Source organism: Octadecabacter antarcticus 307, from assembly GCF_000155675.2.
GTDB lineage: Bacteria > Pseudomonadota > Alphaproteobacteria > Rhodobacterales > Rhodobacteraceae > Octadecabacter > Octadecabacter antarcticus.
Genome location: NC_020911.1, coordinates 2132354 through 2155572, shown reverse-complemented (window position 1 = coordinate 2155572; position 23219 = coordinate 2132354). Strand labels below are relative to the sequence as shown.

Genomic DNA, 23219 nt, shown 5'->3' with positions numbered 1-23219 from the left:
GATATGTAAATTAATATATCCCGCCCACCCCACACTGCGAGATCAATTTATGCGTTTCATGCCCCTGTTCACCGCCATCGTCGTGTCGATTTCGCTTTATGCTCTCGTGTTTGAGCGGGAATCGTTGTTGGCTTTTGCCCAAGTCGACCCTGGCGTTGAAGAAATCATGGACGAGGCTGCCACGACAAACCCAATCAGTGTTGTTGCGATGACATCGGACGCGGTGACCGTAGACAGCGCCGTTATCCTGCGCGGGCGCACCGAAGCCGCGCGACAAGTGACGGTTGCATCCGAAACCTCTGGCCTTGTGATATCCGAACCCATCCGCAAAGGCGCATTTGTCGATACGGGCGATTTGTTGTGCCAACTTGATCCCGGCACCCGCGCGGCGCAATTGGCCGAAAGCCGCGCGCGCCTCGCCGAAGCGCGAGGCCGCGTCCCCGAAGCTCAAGCCACTGTCTTAGAAGCCTCGGCTCGCGTGCGTGAAGCCGAAATTAACGTCAACGTCGCCCGCCGCCTGTCTGAGGACGGCTTTGCGTCCGAAACCCGCCTGGTCAGTGCCGAAGCCGCACTTGAGGCCGCAAATGCGGGCGTGCAACGCGCCTCTAGCCAAGTGATATCTGCACAAGCAGGCATCGAGGGAGCACAAGCCGCCGTTGCCGCAGACGAACGCGAAATTGAGCGTCTGAACATCACCGCGCCCTTCGCGGGCTTGCTTGAAAGTGACACCAGCGAACTTGGGTCACTCATGCAGCCCGGTGCGTCCTGTGCCACCATTATACAGCTTGACCCGATTAAGCTCGTGGGTTTTGTTCCCGAGGCAAGCGTCAGCCAGATCACAGTCGGTGCCATGGCCGGCGCGCGTCTGACCACAGGCGAAGAAGTCGTGGGCCAAGTGACGTTCCTGTCGCGGTCTGCTGATGAAATGACACGCACGTTCCGCGTCGAAATGCGTGTGCCAAACGCCGATCAAAGTATCGGCGACGGGCAAACGGCTGAAATTATCATCGCATCGGACGGGCGAATGGCGCATCTTTTACCGGCCTCATCGCTGACGCTGGACAATTACGGCACCATCGGCATCCGTGCTGTCGTCAAAAATGATGCGGAAGACGGCGATATCGCGCGCTTCATGCCAGTCGGTATTATGCGCGACACAATCGATGGTATCTGGGTTACAGGCCTGCCCGACACGGTAGATGTGATTGTCGTCGGGCAAGAATATGTGACCGACGGAGTGCTCGTCATTGCTACGATGCAACAGGATATGGCGCTACCGGAGTCAAGCAATTGATCAAAATCGTAGACGCCGCCGCCGCACGCGCACGCATGGTCATCGCCTTTATCATCCTGTCGCTTTTGGCGGGGGGATTCGCCTATTACGCGCTGCCTAAGGAAGGTGAGCCGGACATCGAAATTCCGGTGATCTTTGTGTCGGTCCCCTTCCCCGGTATTTCGGCCGAAGATTCTGAAACGCTCCTGGTCCAGCCGATGGAATCACAGTTGCGAGACCTCGACGGTTTAAAAACCATGACCGCGACAGCGGCTGAAAATTACGCAGGTGTCGCGCTGGAATTTGATTTCGGCTGGAACAAGACCGAAACTATGGCCGACATCCGTGACGCGATGAACACCGTCGAAAGCGAATTTCCCGATGGGGCCGACAATTATTCAATCAACGAAATCAACTTTTCTGAATTTCCGATCATCATCGTCAACCTGACGGGCGAAGTCCCCGAACGCACACTTATCCAAGTGGCCGAGGATTTACAGGACGTCGTTGAAGGTATCGATGGCGTGCTTGAAGCAGCACTTACAGGCAAGCGCGCCGAGATGATTGAAGTCATCATCGACCCCCTAAAGCTGGAATCCTACAACGTCACTGCAAGCGAATTGATCGACGTTGTTACCCAAAATAACCTGTTGATCGCAGCCGGAGAGGTCGAGACGGAACAGGGGTCATTCGCTGTCAAAATCCCATCCAGTTTTGATGAACCGCGCGACATCTATTCCCTACCCGTGAAGATCAATGGTGACCGAGTCATCACGCTGGGCGACCTCGCAGAAATCCGACTGACATTTGAGGACCGCGCCAGCACCGCGCGCTTTAACGGCACAACAACAGTGGCTTTACAGGTCGTCAAACGCCGTGGCTTCAACCTGATCGACACCGCGCAAGAAGTCCGCGACGTGATCGAAACGGAAGTCGCCGCATGGCCGCATGATTTGCAAGACGCCGTGCAAGTTGGCTTGTCCAATGACCAGTCCCGCAACGTCGATTCGATGGTCCGCCAGCTTGAAGGCTCAGTTTTGACAGCCATCGCGCTAGTGATGATCGTGGTCCTTGCAACCCTGGGCACACGCCCCGCGTTGCTGGTCGGCTTTGCCATTCCCACATCATTCCTGCTGTGCTTTGCGTTCCTTGCGGTGATGGGCGTTACCATATCAAACATCGTCATGTTCGGTTTGATCCTCGCGGTGGGCATGTTGGTGGACGGCGCCATTGTGGTGGTCGAATACGCCGATAAACGCATGCAGGAAGGTGCTGGCCCGATGGAGGCCTACACCGACGCCGCGAAACGCATGTTCTGGCCTGTGGTCTCATCCACTGCAACGACGCTCTGCGCATTTTTGCCCATGTTGTTTTGGCCCGGTGTGCCGGGGCAGTTCATGGGCATGCTGCCCGTCACAATCATCTTTGTGCTGTCCGCCTCGCTTATCGTGGCGCTGATCTACCTGCCCGTGATGGGCGGCGTCACCGGCCGGATGAGCCGCGCCTTTGGCAGCACGTCAGACGCTCTCAAGGCCAGCCTGCCGTGGTTCGTGAATGCTCTGATGGTCCCACCCGCAATCATGATCGTTTTTATCGGTGCGATGATGACATTAAACCCCGGCTATCTGACGGGTGAACAAGTCAACAATGGTGGCTTTTTTGCCTCTCTCCCCGGGATGATCGTGTTCTTGTTGGGCGGCGTGGCCGTGTCGATCACCGTCGGTGCCGCCAAAATTGAACGCCCTGCAAAGCGCATCAAAGCTGGCTATCGCCGCACCATCTTCGGGCATGTGATCCATTTCATCGCCGGCAATCCAGTTATGCCTATCGTGTCAATCGTCGGCATCATTTTAATCGTCATGTCCGTGTTCACCTATTTTGGCGCCAACAATAACGGCGTCGAATTCTTCGTTGAAAACGAGCCCGAACAGGCCATCGTCTACGTTCAAGCCCGCGGCAACCTGTCGATTGCTGAAAAAGACATCCTTGTGCGGCAAGTCGAAACCATTACCCTGCAAGAACCCGGTATCCAGTCGGTTTTTGCGTTCGCCGGAGAGGGTGGTTTGAATCAGAACACCGCTGGTGCAAGTGGTCCGAAAGACGCAATTGGCCAACTGCAGATCGAACTGATCCCATGGGACGACCGCCCCGCCTTTGCGCGTGCCAATAATATTGATTTGGCGACATTGGACGGCGATCTGGTGATCGCGCGCCTGCAAACTGCACTTGATACGATCCCCGGTATCCGCACCGAAATTCTGAGCCTGTCGATGGGTCCAGGTTCTGCGAAACCTGTGCATCTGCGTCTGTCAGGTGACAATTGGGATGATTTACGCACAGCCACCGCCCTAGCGCGCGGCCAGTTCGACACAACCACCGGCCTGACCCTGATTGAGGACAGCCGCCCCCTGCCCGGCATTGATTGGGAAATCACTGTCGATGTTCAAAAAGCAGGCCGGTACGGCGCCAATGTCGCGGCTGTCGGTGGCATGGTGCAATTGGTAACGCGCGGCATTTTGCTCGACACAATGCGCGTTGACAGCTCAGACGAAGAAATCGAAATCCGCGTTCGCCTGCCCGAAGCCAACCGCGTGTTGTCCACGCTGGACAGCTTGCGCGTGCGCACGTCGTCGGGCCTTGTGCCGCTTTCCAATTTTATCACCCGCAACCCCGTGCCCGAACTGGCGCAGATCGACCGCATCGATCAAAATCGCTACTTTGATGTGAAGGCGGATGTGGCGCCGAACCTCACAAAATTCACGACTGGCGAAGGCGATGACCTGTCCGTTCTCGGCCTGTTCCGCGAACTTCAGGACAGCGACGCCGCACCAAACGCCAACCGCACGATTTCGGCAACCGACGGCACAATCTTTGTGCTGGTCCACCTGATCGATGCGCCAAACGTAGCCGCCGTGCAAACCGCCGTCACGGACGGCGATACGATCCCCGTGGCCGTCAATGGCAACGAACGCATTGCGACAATAACCGAATGGCTCGACACCAATCCCTTCCCCGCGTCTGTCAGCCATGAATGGACCGGCGATCAAGAAGACCAAGCCGAATCCGGTGCGTTTCTTGTCAATGCGTTCGCAGGCGCGTTGGGCTTGATGTTCATTATCCTGCTGGCGCAATTCAACTCGGTCTATAATTCTATTCTCGTACTGCTGGCTGTGATCCTATCCACTACGGGCGTGCTGATTGGCATGTTGGTGATGGATCAGGCGTTTTCGATCATCATGACGGGCACGGGTATCGTGGCGCTGGCGGGCATCGTGGTGAACAACAACATCGTGCTGATCGACACTTATCAAGAATACGAAAAATACATGCCCCGCACTGAAGCAATTACACGCACCGCTGAAGATCGCATTCGCCCAGTCTTGCTGACCACAATCACGACCATGGCGGGTCTTGCACCGATGATGTTCGGCCTCAGCCTCGATTTCATCGGCGGCGGTTATTCTGTCGATAGCCCCACAGCGCTGTGGTGGAAACAACTGGCGACGGCAGTGGTTTTCGGCCTTGGCATCGCAACCGTGCTGACGCTTGTATTCACCCCGTCCATGCTTGCTCTGCGCGTCTGGGTCACGACCTACGCGGGCTGGGGTGCGCAGCTGTTGTCAAAGCTGTCGATGGGCAAATCCAGCCGCGCCGCACAAGACTGGGCGCTGAGCCGCGAAGCCAAACGGGTTAAGGCACCAGAAATTATCTGGGATGATCCTAATGAGATTCCGGTTCCTGTGATGGCACCAGCGGCCACCTTGAAAGCGGCTGAGTAATGCCAGAACCTTCTCAGGTTATGGCATTACTTTCCCCACAGTCCCGCGCAGACCTGACCACGCTCAGTGATCGCGCGGGGTTGGTGCATCTCGCAAAACATGCAAGCATCATTGTGGTGTTGATGGGCTACGTCGCCGCCGGCCTGCCTCTATGGTGGGCGGCAATACTGCCACTTGGTATCGCGCTGGTGTTTCTATTTACCCTGCAACACGAATGCACCCATCAGACGCCGTTCAAATCGATCTGGCTGAATGAACTCAGCGGTCACATCTGCGCTATCCTGATCCTGCAACCCTTCCTATGGTTTCGCGTGTTCCACATGGCCCACCACCGCCATACGAACGATCCCGCCAAAGACCCAGAACTGGCTGGAGATGCAAAGCCCGAAAACTGGGCCGCGTTCGCGTGGCACCTGGGCACGTTGGGATATTGGGCAACAAAACTGGGCACACTTTGGGATAACGCCTGCGGATCGTTCGATCAAACCTACGTTTCGCCCCGCGCACATGCGCGTCTAAGAACCGAAAGCCGCCTGTTGATTGCACTTTATACTGCGGCAACACTTTTCACCCTCACGGTCAGCCCCATCCTGATCTGGATCTGGATCCTGCCGCTGACGCTCGGGTTTCCAGTTTTACGTCTGTACCTCTTGGCCGAACACGGGCGCTGCCCACAGGTCGCCAATATGTTCGAAAACTCGCGCACAACGTTGACGAATCGTATGGTTAAATTGCTGACGTGGAACATGCCCTATCACGCCGAACACCACGCTTATCCAAACGTGCCGTTCCACAAATTGCCGGACGCCCACGCGGTCGCGGCACGGCACCTGACAGACATCACGAATGGCTACGTGGCTTTCACAAAAGCCTATACCGCGCCCCTAAAATAACGGGAACGCCGTCACGCCGCCTTTTCATCCTGCTGCTGGCGATGCCAAAGCTGCGAGTAACGCCCATCTGCCACCAGTAACGCGTCATGGGTGCCCTGTTCAACAATCACGCCGTCCTCCAGCACAACAATCCGGTCCGCATCCGCAATCGTACTCAAACGGTGGGCAATCGTCAGAACCGTGCGTCCCTGCCCCATCGCCTTGAGTTCAGTCTGGATTTCGCCCTCGGTCTCAGTGTCCAGCGCACTTGTCGCTTCGTCGAGGATCAAGATAGGCGGGTCCTTTAGTAACGTGCGCGCGATGCCGACACGTTGCTTTTCGCCACCCGATAATTTCAATCCGCGCTCACCCACCGTCGTCTCATACCCGTCGGGCAGACTTTCGATAAAGTCATGGATTTTCGCAGCTTTCGCCGACGCCTTGATGTCATCAAAACTGGCACCTTCGCGTCCGTAGGCGATGTTGTAGCGGATTGTGTCGTTGAACAGCACCGTATCCTGCGGCACGACGCCGATCTGGTCATGCAGGCTCTCTTGCGTCACATCACGAATGTCTTGGCCGTCGATCCGAATGGCGCCTTTCCCAACATCGTAGAAGCGGAACAACAGCCGCCCGATGGTGGATTTACCAGACCCGGATGATCCGACAATCGCCACGGTTTGACCTGCGGGCACCGGCAAATCGACACCTTTCAAAATGGGTCGCGCCGCGTCATAGCCAAAGAACACACCGTCAAAAACCACCTCGCCGCCTTGGACGTTTAGAACCTTTGCGTCCGGTTTGTCGTTCACTTCGGCCGGTTGCCCAAGCAACGTGAACATGTCCCCCATGTCGATCAAGGCTTGGCGGATTTCGCGGTACACCGTACCCAGAAAGTTCAGCGGCATGGTGATCTGGATCATGTAGGCGTTGACCATCACAAAATCGCCAACCGTCAACGCGCCGTTCTGCACGCCAATTGCGGCCATGACCATAACGCCGACCAGACCGCCGGTAATCAGCACCGATTGTCCGAAATTCAGGAACGCCAGCGAATAGGACGTTTTCAGCGCGGCGGCGACGTATTGTTCCATCGCACCGTCGTAGCGATTTGCCTCGCGCTCCTCGGCCCCGAAATACTTCACGGTCTCGAAATTCAGCAGTGAATCAATGGCCTTTTGGTTCGCGTCGGTATCCTGATCGTTCATCTCTTTGCGGATTTTCACCCGCCATTCGGTGACGGTGAAAGTGAACCAAATGTAGAGCGAAATGGTGCCCAAGACGACGGCCAAGTACCAGACATCAAACAAGAAAAATAGAATTATCGCGATCATGATCAGCTCAAGGATCAGCGGACCGATGCTGAACAACAAGAACCGCAGCAAGAAATCCACACCCTTTACACCACGTTCGATAATACGGCTTAATCCGCCGGTTTTGCGGGTGATGTGATAGCGTAAGGACAGGCGGTGAATGTGGGTGAATGTTTCTAATGCCAGCGCACGCAGCGCCCGTTGCCCGACCTTGGCGAAGATCACATCGCGCAATTGCTGAAAGCCGACGTTCATCAGGCGGACAAATCCATAGGCCACTGTCAGCCCGACAGCCCCAATCGCCAGCATCGACGCCGATCCTTCGCCCGCCAGCGCATCAACCGCGCCTTTGTACAAAATCGGCGTACCAACAGCGATAAGTTTAGCAAAAAATAGCACCGCCATGGCCGCCACAACACGCTGTTTCACCCACAACTCATCATCCGGCCAAAGGTACGGGATCACTCGCTTTATTACGTTCCAGCCTTCCACTTTGGTGTTATCGAGGTTGGTAGAAATTTTCGTCGCGCGGCGCATAATAGTTTTCCATCTAAACAGATGTGTTTACTTAATGCGCCTGTGTCGGATTATCCAGACGAGAGGCGCATCATTGCCAACATCCGCGCCTTACCCCTCCTGACATGGTCCAGCCTATCGGTGATCAATAAAACATCAGAGATCAATAAAACAAAGGCACCCTGCCCCAGCACACGGCGCGACCAGTCGCGATTAAACGTGTGAATGCACACACCAATCCGCGTCCCGCCGTCCCCGTCTTAGGCAGAAACGGTTTGTGACGCGGCGATGACTTTGGCAATCTCGGTCTTGCAGGTGCCTGCCTACCCCTTCCAAGAACAATGGACGCCCCAAACGCCGCGACAAAAACACCAACGTCGCCAGCGAATGGCCACAAATATGCCCCTGCGCCGCCCTGTCTGTTTGCACATCGTCAATGGCTTGCATTGATTGGCCCCTTGGTTTCCATTTGCAGCCTACAAACAGGCTTGCGTCAAGGCGCGCATTGTTCGCGCGGGTCAGGCAGGTTAGATTAATCTTGAACGTCATGGAGGTCCAAAATGAATGCGTCGTCACCAATACTAACGGGTCATGGACCAGATTTGGCCGCGTTTGAGTGGTCAGATGCCCTGCGCCTTGAGGATCAGTTGAGCGAAGACGAACGCATGCTGCGTGACGCAGCCGCGACATTCGCCCAAACCACCCTGCAACCCAAAGTGCGCGACGCCTACCGCGAAGAAGTTACCGACGCTGGCATTTTCCGCCAGATGGGGGATGCCGGATTGCTTGGCCTGACCATCCCCGAAGAATACGGCGGCTTGGGCGCGGGTTATGTGACCTACGGTCTTGTCGCGCGCGAGATTGAGCGTGTTGATTCAGGCTATCGCTCGATGATGTCTGTGCAAAGCTCACTCGTGATGTATCCGATCCACGCCTACGGATCTGAAGAACAGCGCAAGAAATTCCTCCCCGGATTGGCAAGCGGTGAATTGATCGGCTGCTTTGGCTTGACCGAACCAGACGCTGGGTCCGACCCTGCGGGCATGAAAACCAGCGCGGTGAAAACGGCGACAGGATACAAGATCAGCGGCGCCAAGATGTGGATTTCAAACGCGCCCATCGCCGATGTCTTCGTGGTCTGGGCCAAATCAGACGATCATAGCGGCAACATTCGTGGCTTTATCCTTGAAAAAGGTATGATGGGGCTGAGCGCCCCGAAGATCGGCGGCAAGCTGTCCCTGCGTGCATCCGTGACGGGTGAAATTGTGATGGACGGGGTTGAGGTTGGTGAAGACGCGCTGTTGCCGAACGTCCAAGGCCTAAAGGGGCCGTTCGGGTGTCTAAACCGTGCGCGCTACGGCATCGCCTGGGGCGTTATGGGGGCCGCAGAATTCTGCTGGCACGCGGCGCGGCGCTACGGGCTTGATCGCAAACAATTCGGCAAACCATTGGCACAAACGCAGCTGTTTCAAAAGAAACTCGCGGATATGCAAACTGAAATCACGCTGGGCTTGCAGTCTGCGCTGCAACTGGGCCGCTTGATGGACGCGGGCAAAGCTGCGCCCGCGATGATTTCCATGATGAAACGTAACAATTGCGGCAAGGCGCTGGATATCGCGCGCGCGTCACGCGACATGCACGGCGGCAACGGAATTTCAGATGAATTTCACATCATGCGCCACATGGTAAACCTTGAAACCGTGAACACCTACGAAGGTACACATGATGTCCACGCGCTGATCCTAGGTCGCGCGCAGACCGGATTGCAGGCGTTCTTCTGATGGTTTTTGTCGATCAGGGCGCAAACGCCTTATCCGCATCCCATTTGTGCCCCAATACGCCACTAACGCTGCCGACTGTTAGTGGGATCACACCTGGGATTGGTTTATAAGATGAAAGATATCGCTGCCGTGTTTGCCTATGATCTAGGCGACCTTGACCGTTCTGTTTGGATGGAACGTGTCGAACAGACTGCCGAAGAATTCGGACATGCAGAACCGGTCGGACCAGACCATATGGCGCTATTCATTGATGCGGGCCGCACTTTACTGGTGGGCTTTGAAACCATCGCATCCGTGCGCAAACACAATGACGACGACGCCCCGCTTGGTTGGGGGTTCGTGCAAAGTCATGGCTGGTCAAGCCTAACCTTGATGGCCAATACGCAGCCTGATTGGTTCCGCCATCCAGCGATGTTCGGCTATTTCGACAGGATGATTGACGACGGATTCTTTGATGATTTCGATCAGGTCCTTTTTTACGGCGCAGGTGCCGCAGGCTACGCCGCCGCAGCCTATAGCGTTGCCGCACCGGATGCGCAGGTTTTAGTCATTCAACCACAAGCCACACTTGATCCGGGGCTGGCCCGCTGGGATCGTCGTCACCTCAACGCGCGAAGCATGGATTTTACCACCCGTTTTGGCTATGCGCCGATGATGGTTGAAACTGCTGACAAAGTGACAATTGTTCACGATCCATCCGTGGTCGAAGACGCCATGCACGCATCATTGTTTAAAGGCGGCAACATCACGCATCTGGACTGTCCCTATCTGGGGCCAAACGCACATCACGCGTTGGTTGCGATGGATGTGATGCCTGACATGATCGAACAGGCGATGGACGCCACATTAACGCCCGCCAGCTTCGCGACCCTTTGGCGCGCACGCCAAACATACTTACCTTATCTTCGGACATTGTTTCACCGCTTGGACGGCCAAGACCACCACGAACGGCTTTTGGCCCGCCTGTGCCGCTATGTCGGGGCAAACAGCAAGCGCCCGATGTTCACCAATATGCTGGAACAGCTTGAGGCCAAAGGCGTCATCCTCGAGCCCCTCCAACGTTAGCCGCGCTTGTTGTCGATGCTGCGTTGGCCCCAGCGCAGCAAACGCGCGCCAAAATATCCCAACGTACCACCCACCGCGAGGCCAAGCGGCGATCCGGCGTCAAACACACTGCACGCCACGCCAGCAATGATCATCGCGATCATGAATGCCAGCGCAGGCACTTCGTTTTCCTGCACCTCAACGTGTTGACCCATGGCCTTTGCGACACGGCGTGCCAGCGGGTCTACAATCATCGGCGTCGCAGCGCCCGCAGCTAAGGTGATCAAAAAACCAAACATTTAATTATCCTTTTCATTGCTGCATCGGGCTTACGCAAACTCGCCCCCGCTTGGCAAGGGCGGACATGCGGACGGGTGGACCAACGGGTGGGCCAAACCCTCTGGTCAGGACGCGGTGCGCGGTGTACGACCAATCCTATGAACAAACAAAGACCAGATCGTATCACAATTCGGCAACCCGATGATTGGCATCTCCACCTGCGTGACGGTGCAATGATGCGGGCCGTGGCCCCCCTGTCCGCAGCGCACTTTGGCCGCGCAATCATCATGCCGAACCTTGTGCCCCCCGTCGTGACAGGCGCACAGGCGCGCGCCTACCACGACCGCATCATGGCCGCCCTGCCGGATGGGTCCAAATTTCGCCCGTTGATGACGTGTTATCTGACCGAAGACACCGATCCGGATGATCTCGCGATAGCGCACCGCGACGCCGTCATCACCGCCGTCAAAATGTACCCCGCAGGTGCCACCACAAATTCCGCGTCCGGCGTCGCTAACTTTGATCGTATACGCCCCATTCTTGAACGTATGGCCGACATCGGCTTGCCATTGTGCGTGCACGGCGAAGTCACCGACCCAGACATTGACATTTTTGACCGTGAAGCAGTGTTCATCGACAAGGTGCTAAAGCCGATCCGCAAAAAGGTGCCCGACCTTAAGGTGATCATGGAACACATTACCACGCAGGACGCGGTGGATTACGTGCGCGACAGCCGGTCCAACCTAGCGGCAACAATCACAACGCACCATTTGATCATCAACCGCAATCACATGCTCGTGGGGGGGATAAAGCCGCACTATTATTGCCTGCCGGTGGCGAAACGCGAACGGCACCGCATCGCACTGGTTCAGGCTGCAATTTCTGGTGACAAACGCTTCTTTCTCGGCACAGATTCAGCGCCGCACACCGACGCCAACAAACTACTGCCGTGTGGCTGCGCGGGCTGTTTCACCGCAATCAATACCCTGTCTTGTATTGCAGAGGTATTTGATGTCGCTGATAAAATTGACAAACTAGAAAGCTTTACATCGCTTGCGGGCCCACGATTTTACGGCCTTGCGCCCAATGAAGACACCATAACCTTGATCAAAGGCGATCCCGTCACTTATCCGCCCCACGTTGACACCGAGGACGGCCCCGTCACCGTTTTTGACCCTGGTTTCCCATTACATTGGCGCGTTGAATAAGCGAGCCCAAATTTTCTCGAATATTTGCACGCAAACTATCTTCGAGAGTTTGCCTGTCTTACACAAAGAGACTGACATGATCCCTTCCTCCTTTCCCGACAAAGCCGAAATCGCCCGTCTGACCGCACGGATGCTGATCGAAATCGGTGCGATTGATTTCAACGCATCTGATCCGTTCACGCATGCATCCGGCAAAAAGGCACCAACTTACGTGGATTGCCGCAAGCTGATCTCATATCCGCGTATCCGCAGCTCGCTGATGGATTTTCTAGCCGTCACGACCATGCGCGAAGTTGGGTTTGAGGCGTTTGATAACATCGCTGGCGGCGAAACCGCTGGCATCCCTTTTGCTGCGCTGATGGCCGAACGCCTCGCGCTGCCAATGACCTATGTGCGCAAGAAACCCAAAGGCTACGGGCGCAATGCGCGCATTGAGGGCGTGATGTCTGAGGGACAGCGCGTGCTGCTGGTTGAGGATCTAACCACCGACGGCGGGTCTAAACTTTCTTTCGTCGATGCTATCCGTGAAACTGGCGCGGCCTGTTCTGCCACCGCAGTCATTTTCTTTTACGGCATCTTTGAAGGCGTCGAACAAACGCTGGCCGATCACGGCATCCAGTTGCTGCATCTGTGCACGTGGTGGGACGTTCTTGAAGAAGCCAAAACATCCGAATCCTTTGACCCGGGCACCTTGGCCGAAGTCGAAGCATATCTGCGTGATCCAGCAGGTTGGTCCGCCGCACACGCGTAAATCTTTCGAATAAGTAAACCGTCACAGGGCCTTAACTTGCACTACATCTAGCAGTCTTCACCCTATGCTTGGGCTGTATCTTGTGGCATGATAAAGCCCACATCCTATCCACAGTTTTATACAGTTTGCACGGATAGTGTGGGTTTTGTATGACGACACATCGGTGGGTCGCGAAAGCAGGGGCAAGGTAAATGAACGAAATTTCGACATTCAACGCGACAGGCACACTTGAGGCCAACGTCGATTCCGCCCCCCATTCTATTGAGGCCGAACAGCAGCTTCTGGGCGCGATCCTGACCAACAACGACATTTTTGACCGCATCGCATCAATCATCGGGCCGGACCATTTCTATGACCCCGTCCATGCCCGCATTTTTGATGTCGCCGCGGCCCGCATCGCCAAAAACAACCTCGCGTCCCCCGTGACGCTCAAGGCTTTTCTGGAAGACGACGAAGGGTTGAAAGAACTCGGCGGCCCCGCCTACCTCGCGCGGCTTGCGGGGGCGGCAATTTCGGCGTTTGCTGCACGTGACTACGCGCAAATGATCTACGACCTCGCGGTGCGGCGCGAATTGATCACTGTCGGACAGGACATTGCGGCAAAAGCCAAGAAAGTCGACGTCGACAGCGAACCGAAAGAACAAATCGTCGAAGCTGAACAAGCGCTCTATAAACTTGCTGAACAAGGCTCATCCGAGGGCGGATTTCAATCCTTCCTCAAGGCTGTCACCGACGCCGTAAACGTCGCAAACTCAGCTTACCAGCGCGACGGTGGGCTGGCGGGCGTCGCCACCGATCTCATCGATCTGGACAATAAACTTGGCGGCTTGCACAAATCCGACCTGTTAATCCTTGCTGGTCGCCCGTCAATGGGCAAGACTTCGCTTGCGACAAACATCGCCTATAACGTCGCCAAGTCCTACAAAAAAGGCAAGCTGGCGGACGGTACTGAAGGAACGATTGACGGTGGCGTCGTCGGGTTCTTCAGCCTCGAGATGTCAGCAGAACAGCTTGCGGGGCGGATACTTGCCGAAGCTTCCGAAATCTCAAGCCATAAAATCCGCCAAGGCGACATGACCGAGGTCGAATTTCGCCGCTTTGTCGATGCAGCCAAACAGCTTGAGGCCTGCCCGCTGTATATCGACGACACTGCTGCCATTCCGATCAGCCAGTTGTCTGCACGCGCGCGCCGCCTCAAACGCACCCACGGGCTGGACCTGCTGATCGTGGATTACCTGCAGCTTGTGCGCGGCACGTCAGAACACCGCGTGCAGGAAATTGGTGAAATTTCCATGGGCCTTAAGGCCATCGCCAAGGAACTGCAAATCCCCGTCATCGCCCTGTCCCAGTTGTCGCGGCAGGTGGAAAACCGCGAAGATAAACGTCCACAACTTAGCGACTTGCGCGAATCCGGCTCGATTGAACAAGACGCCGACGTCGTCATGTTCGTCTATCGCGGCGAATATTACACCGAACGTGAAAAGCCCGAAGACAGCAACATGGAAGCCATGGCAGCGTGGCAACAAAAGATGAGCGACCAGTTCGGCAAAGCCGAGGTTATCATCGGCAAACAACGCCATGGTCCTATTGGCATGGTTGAACTGTCGTTCACGCCCGAATTCACCCGCTTTGGCAACCTTGTGAAACCTTGGCAGCAGCAGGGCGATCAAGAATTCTAAACCCAGCTTACCCCCCTTGCGACCGCGGGCGCAGGCTGGCATGAAAGCGCCATGAGTACAGGTTTTTTATCGGTTGATTTGGATGCGCTAAGCAGCAACTGGCGCAGCTTGGACGCTATGACAGACGTCGAAACATGCGCCGTCGTCAAGGCGAATGGCTACGGTCTGGGCGTGGCCAAGGTGGGCCGCGCGTTGATGAAGGCAGGCGTCAAACGCTTCTTTGTCGCCGTTGCGCAAGAAGGCGTGACATTGCGCCAAGCCCTTGGTCCCAATGTTGAAATTTGCATCTTTGCGGGCCACATGCGCGGCGACACTGACATGATCGCTGACATGATGCTGACCCCGATCATCAACACTGTTGGCCAGCTAACCCGCCACCTCGAAGCGTTGCCAGAGCATCCCTTTGGAGTGCAGATTGACACCGGCATGAATCGTCTCGGGCTTGAGATTGACGAATGGGCCTCCGTTGCTGAAATCGCCCTGTCGCAAAACTGTCGCCTCGTGATGAGCCACCTTGCCTGCGCCGATACCCCTGATCACCCGATGAACCGCCAACAGCTTGATCAGTTTCACCTGATGACAGATGGCATCAACGTGCCACGATCCTTGGCCGCGACGGGGGGCATTTTGCTTGGCCCCGAATACCATTTTGACATGACACGGCCCGGCATTGGACTGTATGGCGGCGCACCTTTCACAGACGCCCTTCCTGTAGCCTATCTGGATCTGCCCGTCATCCAAGTGCGCGATGTCAATGTGGGGGAAACTGTCGGGTACGCCAACGCCTGGACCGCGCAGCGGCAATCGAAAATTGCAACCGTATCAGGTGGTTATGCTGATGGTTTGACCCGCGCGCTGTCTGCGGGCGCCAACCTGTGGCACGGCGCGCAGGCTGTGCCGCTGGTGGGTCGGGTGTCGATGGACCTGATCACGGCGGACGTCACTGACCTGCCTGAATTGCCCGGCGTGTTGTCGATCCTTGGCCCTGATCAAACCGTTGACCAACTCGCAGAACGCGCTGGCACGATTGGCTATGAAATCCTCACGTCACTGGGGTCGAGATACCAGCGACGGTATTCCGACGGATGATCGGGGCACTCGCCTCCCTTGGTGCCGCTTTTCTGGGGCTTTTGGCCGCGATCGGGCGGTTGGCCACATTCACCGGGCAAACGATCAGCCACCTTGTGCGCCCACCGTTTTATGGCCGTGAATTCGCCACAGCCTTGCTACAAATTGGCTACTTCTCCCTCCCCGTTGTTGGTCTAACGGCCTTCTTCACAGGCGGCGCATTGGCGTTGCAAATCTATTCCGGCGGCGCGCGTTTTAGCGCCGAAGCCGTGGTGCCTCAAATCGTCGCCATCGGCATGGTGCGCGAACTTGGCCCCGTGCTTGTCGGCCTGATGATTGCCGCGCGGGTGACGTCATCTATTGCCGCCGAAATCGCCACCATGAAGGTGACCGAACAGATCGACGCGCTTGTGACCCTATCCACCCATCCAATGAAGTACCTGACCCTGCCGCGCGTTCTTGCGGCCACATTGGTCATGCCTATTTTGGTCGGAGTCGGTGACATCATCGGCATCTACGGTGGCTTTTTGGTTGGTACCGAGCGGCTTGGCTTTAACGCCGCCGCATATCTGCAAAATACTGTGGATTTTCTGGAACCACGTGACATCATATCGAGCCTTGCAAAAGGCGCAGTTTTTGGGTTCATCGCCGCCCTAATGGGCTGTTATCATGGCATGAACAGCGAACGCGGCGCGATGGGGGTCGGGCGTGCAACAAAGTCCAGTGTCGTCGCCGCCGCCATCCTGATCCTCGCCGCGAACTTCCTTTTGACAGAGGCATTTTTCTCCGCATGATCACACTTTCAGGCGTTCACAAAACCTTCGGCACAAACGCAGTCCTGCGCGGCGTTGATCTGTCAGTGTCCAAGGGCGAAAGCATGGTTGTGATCGGTGGGTCAGGCACCGGAAAATCCGTGCTGATCAAATCGGTTCTGGGCTTGGTCAAACCCGATGCAGGCACCATCACGGTGGACGGCAAGGACGTCAATAAAGGCGACCGCGACGCGTTTCTAGCGCGGTTCGGCATGCTGTTCCAGGGGGGCGCCTTGTTTGATTCTCTGCCAGTTTGGCAAAACGTCGCCTTCCGCCTGCTGCGCGGCAGCCTCAAAAGACCCAAAGACGAGGCACGCGCTATAGCACTCGAAAAACTGCGCCGCGTGGGTTTGGGCAGCGACGTCGCAGACCGCCTGCCTGCTGAATTGTCGGGCGGCATGCAAAAGCGCGTCGGCCTTGCCCGCGCTATCGCGGCTGAACCTGAAATTATATTTTTCGACGAACCGACCACAGGCCTCGACCCGATCATGGCGGGCGTGATCAACGACCTGATCCGCGAAATCGTCACCGAAATGGGGGTGACTGCGGTGACGATCACACACGATATGACCAGTGTGCGCGCGATTGCAGATAAAGTCGCCATGCTCCATGCGGGAAAAATCCGATGGACCGGACCTGTGGGCGACATGGACGCATCAGACGATCCGTATGTCGACCAGTTCATCTACGGTCGCGCGACAGGCCCGATTGCGGCCGTGCGCTAAGCCACAAAACAGACTGGCCACCAGCCAACACTATGGAGACACCATGAACGAAATCATTTTGCACTCCCTCCCGCAGTCTTAGTTTTTCTCTCCGTTAAAGGGTGGAAGCAGGACAAGAAATGGGCCCGCGTACTTGTTGTGACAATCGTGATCGTGATCATTTGTGTCGCCGCGATCATCGCATATTTCATCAACGCCTTGGGTCGAACGAACTGGTCCTATTGATCCAAATACCTCAAAGGGTCTAATGGACCTTATTTTTTTGTCGTCGGCCTTATTTATCTTGGTGGCCTCTCGGGCTCCTTTTGATCGTGGTCGGGCTGTTCAGACTTTGGAAAGCCACTAAAGGCAATGCGCACAATTGGCCTAGGGCTGCGATAACATGTGGTGTCTTTTTGCAAATCGCAGCAGGACTGGCGTTCACAATGTTGTCAAATGCCAATTTCTTTTTCTGAGCGCACATCTGATGACATTTTAGCGCCGTTTACGCGTCGTGCGAATCGGTAAATGGCGGTTACATGCGTCCGTGCCCCCAAGAACAGTGTGTTGACCAAGATGTATGACCTCCCTTTAGCAGGCCCCACAACATAGCGGATTTCGCGCCACATAATGCGCGCGCCAGATCGCACAGACTAATGGCAGTTCTACGGATAGTCTTGGCAAACAACTGTTATTATTCCTCTTTTTCTGGCTCTGCCGTGAAAAAACCTAAAATTCCCCTTGGGTCGTCGGCAATTTCCCGCCTAAGATACATTAACTTATTCATAAGACATCAAAGCCTAGGGAGATATTCGTGTCTGATCGTTCCTTGGTGGCACGTGCCCACCGTGTTTTGCATTCTATTTCTATGGTCCTAATCCTTGTGATCGGGCTTACCGCGATCGGGTATACTGCGACGTCTGCCTTTGGTGCAGCGCCTTGGCTCACCTATACGGCCACCTTCGGAGATGTTGCCTATCCGCAGGCTGGCATAATCACGCAGATCGTTGTGACCATCATCCTCGCCTCGCTGTTTTTCTTTATGCCGAGCGCCGGTCGCATTATGTCGCTTGAACGCTCGCACCGCAGTTTCAGGCTCGGCATGGAAGACGTCGCGCGTGCCTATCACGTCTGTCACACGGCAGATCGTTCGGGCATCTTCACCATGAGCAGCGAGTTTGACGCCGTGCGCGAACGACTTGCCTATCTGCGCGACCATCCTGATCTGGATTCGCTGGAACCACAGGTTCTGGAAATCGCGGCCCAGATGTCGCATCAGTCCCGTGAATTGGCTGACATCTACAACGTGGAAAAAGTCGCCCGCGCGAAGACGTTCCTGCACCAGCGCCAACAAGAGGCAGAGCGTCAGCAGCAGCTGATCGTCGAAGCACACCACGCCCTGCGCGACATCCGCAAATGGTCACAACAGGTTGAACTGGAAGAAAGCGTCGTTGCGTCGCAGCTCAGTCAGCTTGAAGAGCAGCTTGACGCGACACTGCCCGCGCTGGGCTACACGATGGGCAAACAAAGCGCCGAGATCGTGCCGCTGCCGCAAAAACCGGCTGCTGAATAATCACGCTGGCGTCCTGTCAGCCTGCGTTTTAGACACAATTTATTTGGACAACACTGCGCATCCTTAACCTGTCCTTGCTAGTCTTGTTCCCGATTGCTTGGTTCGCGCCGCTTATGCGCGCGGCCATGTTGCCAATCTTTGGCATGGATGAAATCTCGGTCATTTCCGGCCTGCAAAGCCTGTGGGGGTCGGACGTTTTCCTCGCCCTGATCGTCACCACCTTCGCCATTTTCGCGCCGCAACTAAAGACCATAGGGCTGGCGTTGGTGCATTTTGATCTGCTCAAGGCGAAGACACTTCCGGTGCTTGGTTACTTGAGCAAACTCGCAATGGCCGACATCTTTCTAATCGCGCTCTATGTTGTCGTGGTCAAAGGCGCAGGGCATGTGACAGTCGAAGGCGGCTGGCGGCTTTATTTGTTTACGGGCTGCGTCCTCGCCTCAATCCTAATCTCAACCCTCACGGCCAAAACGCTACGCTCCTAACTTCATCTTTGTAAATACAACTCAAATCTAACCTATAGACGCCGCGCATCCTTTGGGGCAAAAGGTGAACATGGCAAAAGAACCCTCCTTCACCTGCACCGCGTGCAATGCCGCCACCACCAAATGGTCGGGGCGCTGTGACACCTGCGACGCATGGAACACCATTGAAGAGGTCAAGCCTCTCTCAAACGGTCCGAAGTCCAAGAAATCCATAGGCAGCGGGCGTGGCAAACAGATCACCTTAACCGATCTCGCGACGTTGGAACCCGAACCGCCCCGCACGCTGTCTGGCGTTGGTGAATTGGACCGCACATTAGGGGGGGGGCTGGTGAAAGCATCAGCCATTCTGGTCGGCGGCGATCCCGGCATCGGCAAATCGACGCTTTTATTGCAAGCCGCCGCACGGTTCGCGCGCAACGGGCTGAAGGTGCTATATGTCTCGGGCGAAGAATCAGCGGCGCAAATTCAAATGCGGGCGCGCCGCCTTGGGCTGACCGAAAGCCCTGTGAAACTCGCGTCTGAAACAAACCTGCGCGATATCCTGACAACGCTTGAAGCGGAAAAGCCTGACTTTGTTATCATCGATTCTATCCAGACTATGTGGCTGGACACAGTCGAGGCCGCACCGGGATCAGTCAGCCAAGTTCGATCAGCGGCCCACGAATTGACGACATTTGCCAAGACCAATGGGATCGCCGTTGTGCTTGTTGGACACGTCACCAAAGACGGCCAAATTGCAGGCCCGCGCGTCGTCGAACACATGGTCGATACGGTGCTGTATTTTGAGGGGGAACGCGGCCATCAGTTCCGTATCCTGCGCGCTGTCAAAAACCGCTTTGGCCCGGCGGACGAAATCGGTGTGTTCGAAATGACCGGCAAAGGTCTCGCCGAAGTCAAAAACCCGTCTGCGATGTTCCTATCAGAACGTGGCGACCCTGCACCGGGATCCGTGGTGTTCGCGGGCATCGAAGGATCGCGGCCTATGTTATGTGAATTCCAAGCGCTCGTCGCACCGTCGCCGCACAGCCAACCGCGCCGCACGGTCGTGGGCTGGGACGGATCGCGGCTTGCGATGATCCTAGCCGTCCTCGAATCCCGCGCGGGCGTGCCGTTCACCGGCCTCGATGTGTACCTAAACGTCGCCGGTGGCCTGCGCGTCACCGAACCTGCCGCTGATTTGGCCGTCGCCGCTGCGCTGATTTCAGCGCGCGAAGATGCCGCACTTCCCAAAGACTGTGTTGTTTTTGGCGAAATTAGCCTTTCTGGTGGCCTGCGACCTGCCCCTCAGACCGAAAATCGGTTGAAAGAAGCGTCAAAACTTGGTTTTACCTCCGCAATCACTCCGGTGCGTGCGAAACGTGGCGGGGTCTCGGGTGTGGAGCTTCGTGAGATGAACACGCTCCTCCACTTCGTAGAACAGGTATTCGGGGAACGATAACCCGACTTAGGCAAGGCGCGAAACACATGGGCTTCACCATCATCGACGGCGTTGTTGCCATCGTTATCATATTGTCAGCACTGCTGGCATACAGCCGCGGGTTCGTGCGCGAAGCATTGGCCATCATCGGCTGGATCGTCGCCACGATCATGGCGTTTGTATTTGCCGATCAGGTGACACCGCTGGTGCGACAAATCCCTGTGGTTGGCGATTTCATTGGTGACAGCTGCGAATTGTCTGTCATCGCAGCTTTTGCCGCAGTGTTTGCTGTGGTACTCGTAATCGTGTCGATCTTCACGCCGCTGTTTTCATCGCTGATCCAGCGCTCTGTGCTGGGCGGCATTGACCAAGGCCTCGGCTTTCTATTCGGCGCGCTGCGCGGCATCCTGTTGGTTGCAGTGGCGTTTTTCGTCTATCAAACCGTGCTTGAAACCCAAAACATCGAAATGGTTGAAAACAGCCGCGCCATTACCGTATTTTCCAAGATGACGGGAAGCATTGAACAACGTGATCCAGAAGCCGCATTAGGCTGGATCACCACACAGTACGAACAGCTTGTTGGTGAATGTGGCAACCCGGTTGCAGATGTTGAGCCAACAGTCCCAGCGGAGAATTAAGTTCCCCGTATCAAACGGACCAGCCCGATCAAAACCAGCAACGCGGCTGAAACAAAGTAAGCGGGCACACCAATCGACATCACTTCGCGTGCGCCGTTCAGAACGCCGCCGAAATCTTCCATGCGGGGCAACGGAAGTCCCAAATCATGCACCTGCGCACGCACGCCCAAAGCCTGCAACCCGTCATCGAAAAACACCTGCGGCCCATGGCTCTCTCCGAAAAATTCGACCCACGGCATAAAAATTGACGCCGCCATAAGTGTAGCAATAACTGCTCCAAACATGTTTACTCTCCTTCTTTTGCCCGAACCTAACGCCGCGCCCTGCGAGCGGACAAAACCATTGCAACAACATCGCCATCCGTCCGTGACACTTTGACGACAATTCGTTAAGCACACACCAACGCAAAACCCTCGGATTCGGAGCTGCCCCAAGTGTCCAATGAAGCTTCCATGAGCCTTCGCGATAGAATGCCCCCAGCCCATCCGTTTGATGACGATAAACTAAAAGAGGAATGCGGCGTCTTTGGCGTCGTTGGCGTTGACAACGCTGCCTCGGTTGTCGCCCTCGGACTGCATGCCCTGCAACATCGCGGTCAAGAAGCGGGTGGCATCGTCACCCACGAATTTGGCCAGGGATTCAGTTCAGCGCGTCGTTTCGGCTACGTGCGCGACAATTTCACTGATGCGGAAACCATGGCCACCCTGCCCGGTCCCATCGGCATCGGCCATGTGCGCTATTCTACTGCTGGATCAAAGGGTGCGACGCAAATACGCGACGTGCAGCCGTTCTTTGGCGAGTTTTCTATGGGTGGCGCTGCGATCGCGCATAACGGCAACATCACCAATGCACTCGCTTTACGCAAAGAACTGGTTGATCGCGGCTCGATCTTTCAATCCTCATCCGATTCAGAATGCATCATTCATCTGATGGCGCGCTCTATGGGGCGCAAAATTCCCGACCGCATGGAAGAAGCCCTGCGCAAGGTTGAAGGCGCGTTTTCTGTCGTCGCGATGACCCGCACCAAATTGATCGGCTGCCGCGACCCGCTGGGCGTGCGCCCGCTGGTGTTGGGGCAGTTGGGCGACGGTTGGGTGCTGGCATCAGAAACCTGCGCGCTCGACATCATCAACGCCACGTTCATCCGTGAAATTGAACCAGGTGAAATGGTCGTGGCGACAGGTAAAGGCGTCGAATCCCACTTTCCGTTCCGCCCCGCCAAGTCGCGCTTCTGCATCTTCGAACACGTCTATTTCAGCCGCCCTGATTCTATCCTTGGCGGCAGGTCCGTCTATGAAACCCGCGAAAACATTGGCCGTGAACTGGCAAAAGAGGCACCTGTAGACGCTGACATGGTCTGCCCCGTGCCCGATTCTGGCACCCCAGCTGCTATCGGGTTTTCGCTGGAATCCGGCATCCCCTACGCCATGGGCATCATCCGCAACCAGTATATGGGCCGCACGTTTATCGAACCGACGGAATCCATCCGCAACATGGGTGTGCGCCTGAAACTCAACGTCAATCGCGCGCTGGTCAAAGGCAAACGCATCATTTTGGTCGACGATTCCGTTGTCCGCGGCACCACGTCGCGCAAGATCAAGGAAATGATCCTTGAGGCGGGCGCGGCAGAGGTGCATTTCAGAATCGCTTCCCCACCAACCAAATGGCCATGTTTTTACGGTGTTGATACGCCGCAACGCGACAAATTGTTAGCCGCCAACATGACCGAAGAAGAAATGCGCGACCATCTGGGCGTGAATTCATTGAAATTCATCTCAATCGACGGGCTGTACCGCGCCGTTGGCGAGGCAAGGGGCCGCGATCAGGCCAGCCCGCAATACTGTGATGCGTGTTTTAGTGGCGAATATCCTGTCAAACCCAGCGACATGTTGGATCAAGGGTTTGAAATGAAGACGCCGGCGGAATAGCGGCGCGCCAAACTGTTAAAGTCGGCGTAATCCGCTCTCCTATCGGCCAGTTTACGCCGCAGCGCAGCATATCCACTGGACGATGCGACAGCGCAGGAT

19 protein-coding genes and 1 pseudogene are annotated in these 23219 nt (G+C 56.0%); 16 read left to right on the top strand and 4 right to left on the bottom strand.

Annotated features, from left to right (window positions below; translation table 11 throughout):
- Positions 1-49 precede the first annotated feature (49 nt).
- The 3 genes from OAN307_RS10945 to OAN307_RS10935 are packed head-to-tail and all read left to right on the top strand — an operon-like array spanning position 50 to position 5945.
- Entirely contained in the window at positions 50-1294 is a 1245-nt protein-coding gene (locus tag OAN307_RS10945; protein ID WP_015499812.1) for an efflux RND transporter periplasmic adaptor subunit, read from the top strand.
- On the top strand, positions 1291-5052 hold the full coding sequence (locus OAN307_RS10940; protein WP_015499811.1) for an efflux RND transporter permease subunit: 3762 nt from the start codon (positions 1291-1293) through the stop codon (positions 5050-5052). Before OAN307_RS10945 ends, OAN307_RS10940 begins: the two co-directional genes overlap by 4 nt.
- Before the next feature lie 20 nt (positions 5053-5072).
- A complete protein-coding gene (locus tag OAN307_RS10935) occupies positions 5073-5945 on the top strand; it encodes a fatty acid desaturase (RefSeq protein WP_245541028.1) in 873 nt (290 codons plus the stop codon).
- 11 nt (positions 5946-5956) lie between these two features.
- On the opposite strand, the gene OAN307_RS10930 is transcribed toward OAN307_RS10935, so the two are convergent.
- Positions 5957-7774, bottom strand: a complete 1818-nt coding sequence (locus OAN307_RS10930) for an ABCB family ABC transporter ATP-binding protein/permease (protein WP_015499809.1) — start codon at positions 7772-7774, stop codon at positions 5957-5959.
- A gap of 128 nt (positions 7775-7902) precedes the next feature.
- A pseudogene (locus OAN307_RS31275) lies at positions 7903-8013 on the bottom strand (VWA domain-containing protein); the annotation flags it as partial.
- Positions 8014-8313: 300 nt separating this feature from the next.
- On the opposite strand from OAN307_RS31275, the gene OAN307_RS10920 reads away from it, so the two are divergent.
- Together OAN307_RS10920 and OAN307_RS10915 are read left to right on the top strand one after the other, a co-directional pair.
- Positions 8314-9534, top strand: coding sequence for an acyl-CoA dehydrogenase (locus tag OAN307_RS10920; RefSeq protein ID WP_015499807.1), 1221 nt, complete (start codon positions 8314-8316; stop codon positions 9532-9534).
- Positions 9535-9645: 111 nt separating this feature from the next.
- Positions 9646-10599, top strand: a complete 954-nt coding sequence (locus tag OAN307_RS10915) for a hypothetical protein (protein ID WP_015499806.1) — start codon at positions 9646-9648, stop codon at positions 10597-10599.
- Here OAN307_RS10915 and OAN307_RS10910 read toward each other — a convergent pair.
- Positions 10596-10877, bottom strand: coding sequence for a hypothetical protein (locus OAN307_RS10910; RefSeq protein WP_015499805.1), 282 nt, complete (start codon positions 10875-10877; stop codon positions 10596-10598). The two genes, OAN307_RS10915 and OAN307_RS10910, sit on opposite strands and share 4 nt — an antisense overlap.
- A 138-nt stretch (positions 10878-11015) precedes the next feature.
- Between OAN307_RS10910 and pyrC the strand changes: the two genes are divergently transcribed.
- The 10 genes from pyrC to OAN307_RS10855 all read left to right on the top strand — a co-directional run bounded on the left by pyrC (position 11016) and on the right by OAN307_RS10855 (position 21192).
- The gene (pyrC, locus tag OAN307_RS10905) at positions 11016-12065 is read left to right on the top strand and encodes a dihydroorotase (protein ID WP_015499804.1); all 1050 of its coding nucleotides are present in this window, start codon (positions 11016-11018) and stop codon (positions 12063-12065) included.
- A 76-nt stretch (positions 12066-12141) separates the two neighbouring features.
- Positions 12142-12816: an orotate phosphoribosyltransferase gene (locus OAN307_RS10900; protein ID WP_015499803.1), complete on the top strand. Its 675-nt coding sequence runs from the start codon at positions 12142-12144 to the stop codon at positions 12814-12816.
- A gap of 191 nt (positions 12817-13007) precedes the next feature.
- Positions 13008-14495: a replicative DNA helicase gene (locus tag OAN307_RS10895; protein ID WP_015499802.1), complete on the top strand. Its 1488-nt coding sequence runs from the start codon at positions 13008-13010 to the stop codon at positions 14493-14495.
- A 51-nt stretch (positions 14496-14546) separates the two neighbouring features.
- Complete coding sequence (alr, locus tag OAN307_RS10890) at positions 14547-15584, top strand: alanine racemase (protein WP_015499801.1); 1038 nt, start codon at positions 14547-14549, stop codon at positions 15582-15584.
- Positions 15581-16357 (top strand): MlaE family ABC transporter permease, encoded by a 777-nt coding sequence (locus tag OAN307_RS10885; protein WP_015499800.1) that lies wholly within the window; start codon positions 15581-15583, stop codon positions 16355-16357. The genes alr and OAN307_RS10885 overlap by 4 nt, the downstream gene beginning before the upstream one ends.
- On the top strand, positions 16354-17100 hold the full coding sequence (locus OAN307_RS10880; RefSeq protein WP_015499799.1) for an ABC transporter ATP-binding protein: 747 nt from the start codon (positions 16354-16356) through the stop codon (positions 17098-17100). Before OAN307_RS10885 ends, OAN307_RS10880 begins: the two co-directional genes overlap by 4 nt.
- A gap of 793 nt (positions 17101-17893) precedes the next feature.
- Entirely contained in the window at positions 17894-18652 is a 759-nt protein-coding gene (locus OAN307_RS10870; protein ID WP_015499798.1) for a hypothetical protein, read from the top strand.
- Between the two features lie 41 nt (positions 18653-18693).
- Complete coding sequence (locus tag OAN307_RS10865; protein ID WP_044043567.1) at positions 18694-19137, top strand: paraquat-inducible protein A; 444 nt, start codon at positions 18694-18696, stop codon at positions 19135-19137.
- A gap of 70 nt (positions 19138-19207) precedes the next feature.
- Positions 19208-20575, top strand: a complete 1368-nt coding sequence (gene radA / locus OAN307_RS10860) for a DNA repair protein RadA (RefSeq protein ID WP_015499796.1) — start codon at positions 19208-19210, stop codon at positions 20573-20575.
- 26 nt (positions 20576-20601) lie between these two features.
- Positions 20602-21192 (top strand): CvpA family protein, encoded by a 591-nt coding sequence (locus OAN307_RS10855; RefSeq protein ID WP_015499795.1) that lies wholly within the window; start codon positions 20602-20604, stop codon positions 21190-21192.
- Here OAN307_RS10855 and OAN307_RS10850 read toward each other — a convergent pair.
- Positions 21189-21476: a hypothetical protein gene (locus OAN307_RS10850; RefSeq protein ID WP_015499794.1), complete on the bottom strand. Its 288-nt coding sequence runs from the start codon at positions 21474-21476 to the stop codon at positions 21189-21191. The two genes, OAN307_RS10855 and OAN307_RS10850, sit on opposite strands and share 4 nt — an antisense overlap.
- 168 nt (positions 21477-21644) lie before the next feature.
- Here OAN307_RS10850 and purF point away from each other — a divergent pair, with 168 nt between their 5' ends.
- Positions 21645-23120, top strand: a complete 1476-nt coding sequence (gene purF, locus OAN307_RS10845) for an amidophosphoribosyltransferase (protein WP_015499793.1) — start codon at positions 21645-21647, stop codon at positions 23118-23120.
- The last annotated feature ends 99 nt before the right edge of the window (positions 23121-23219 follow it).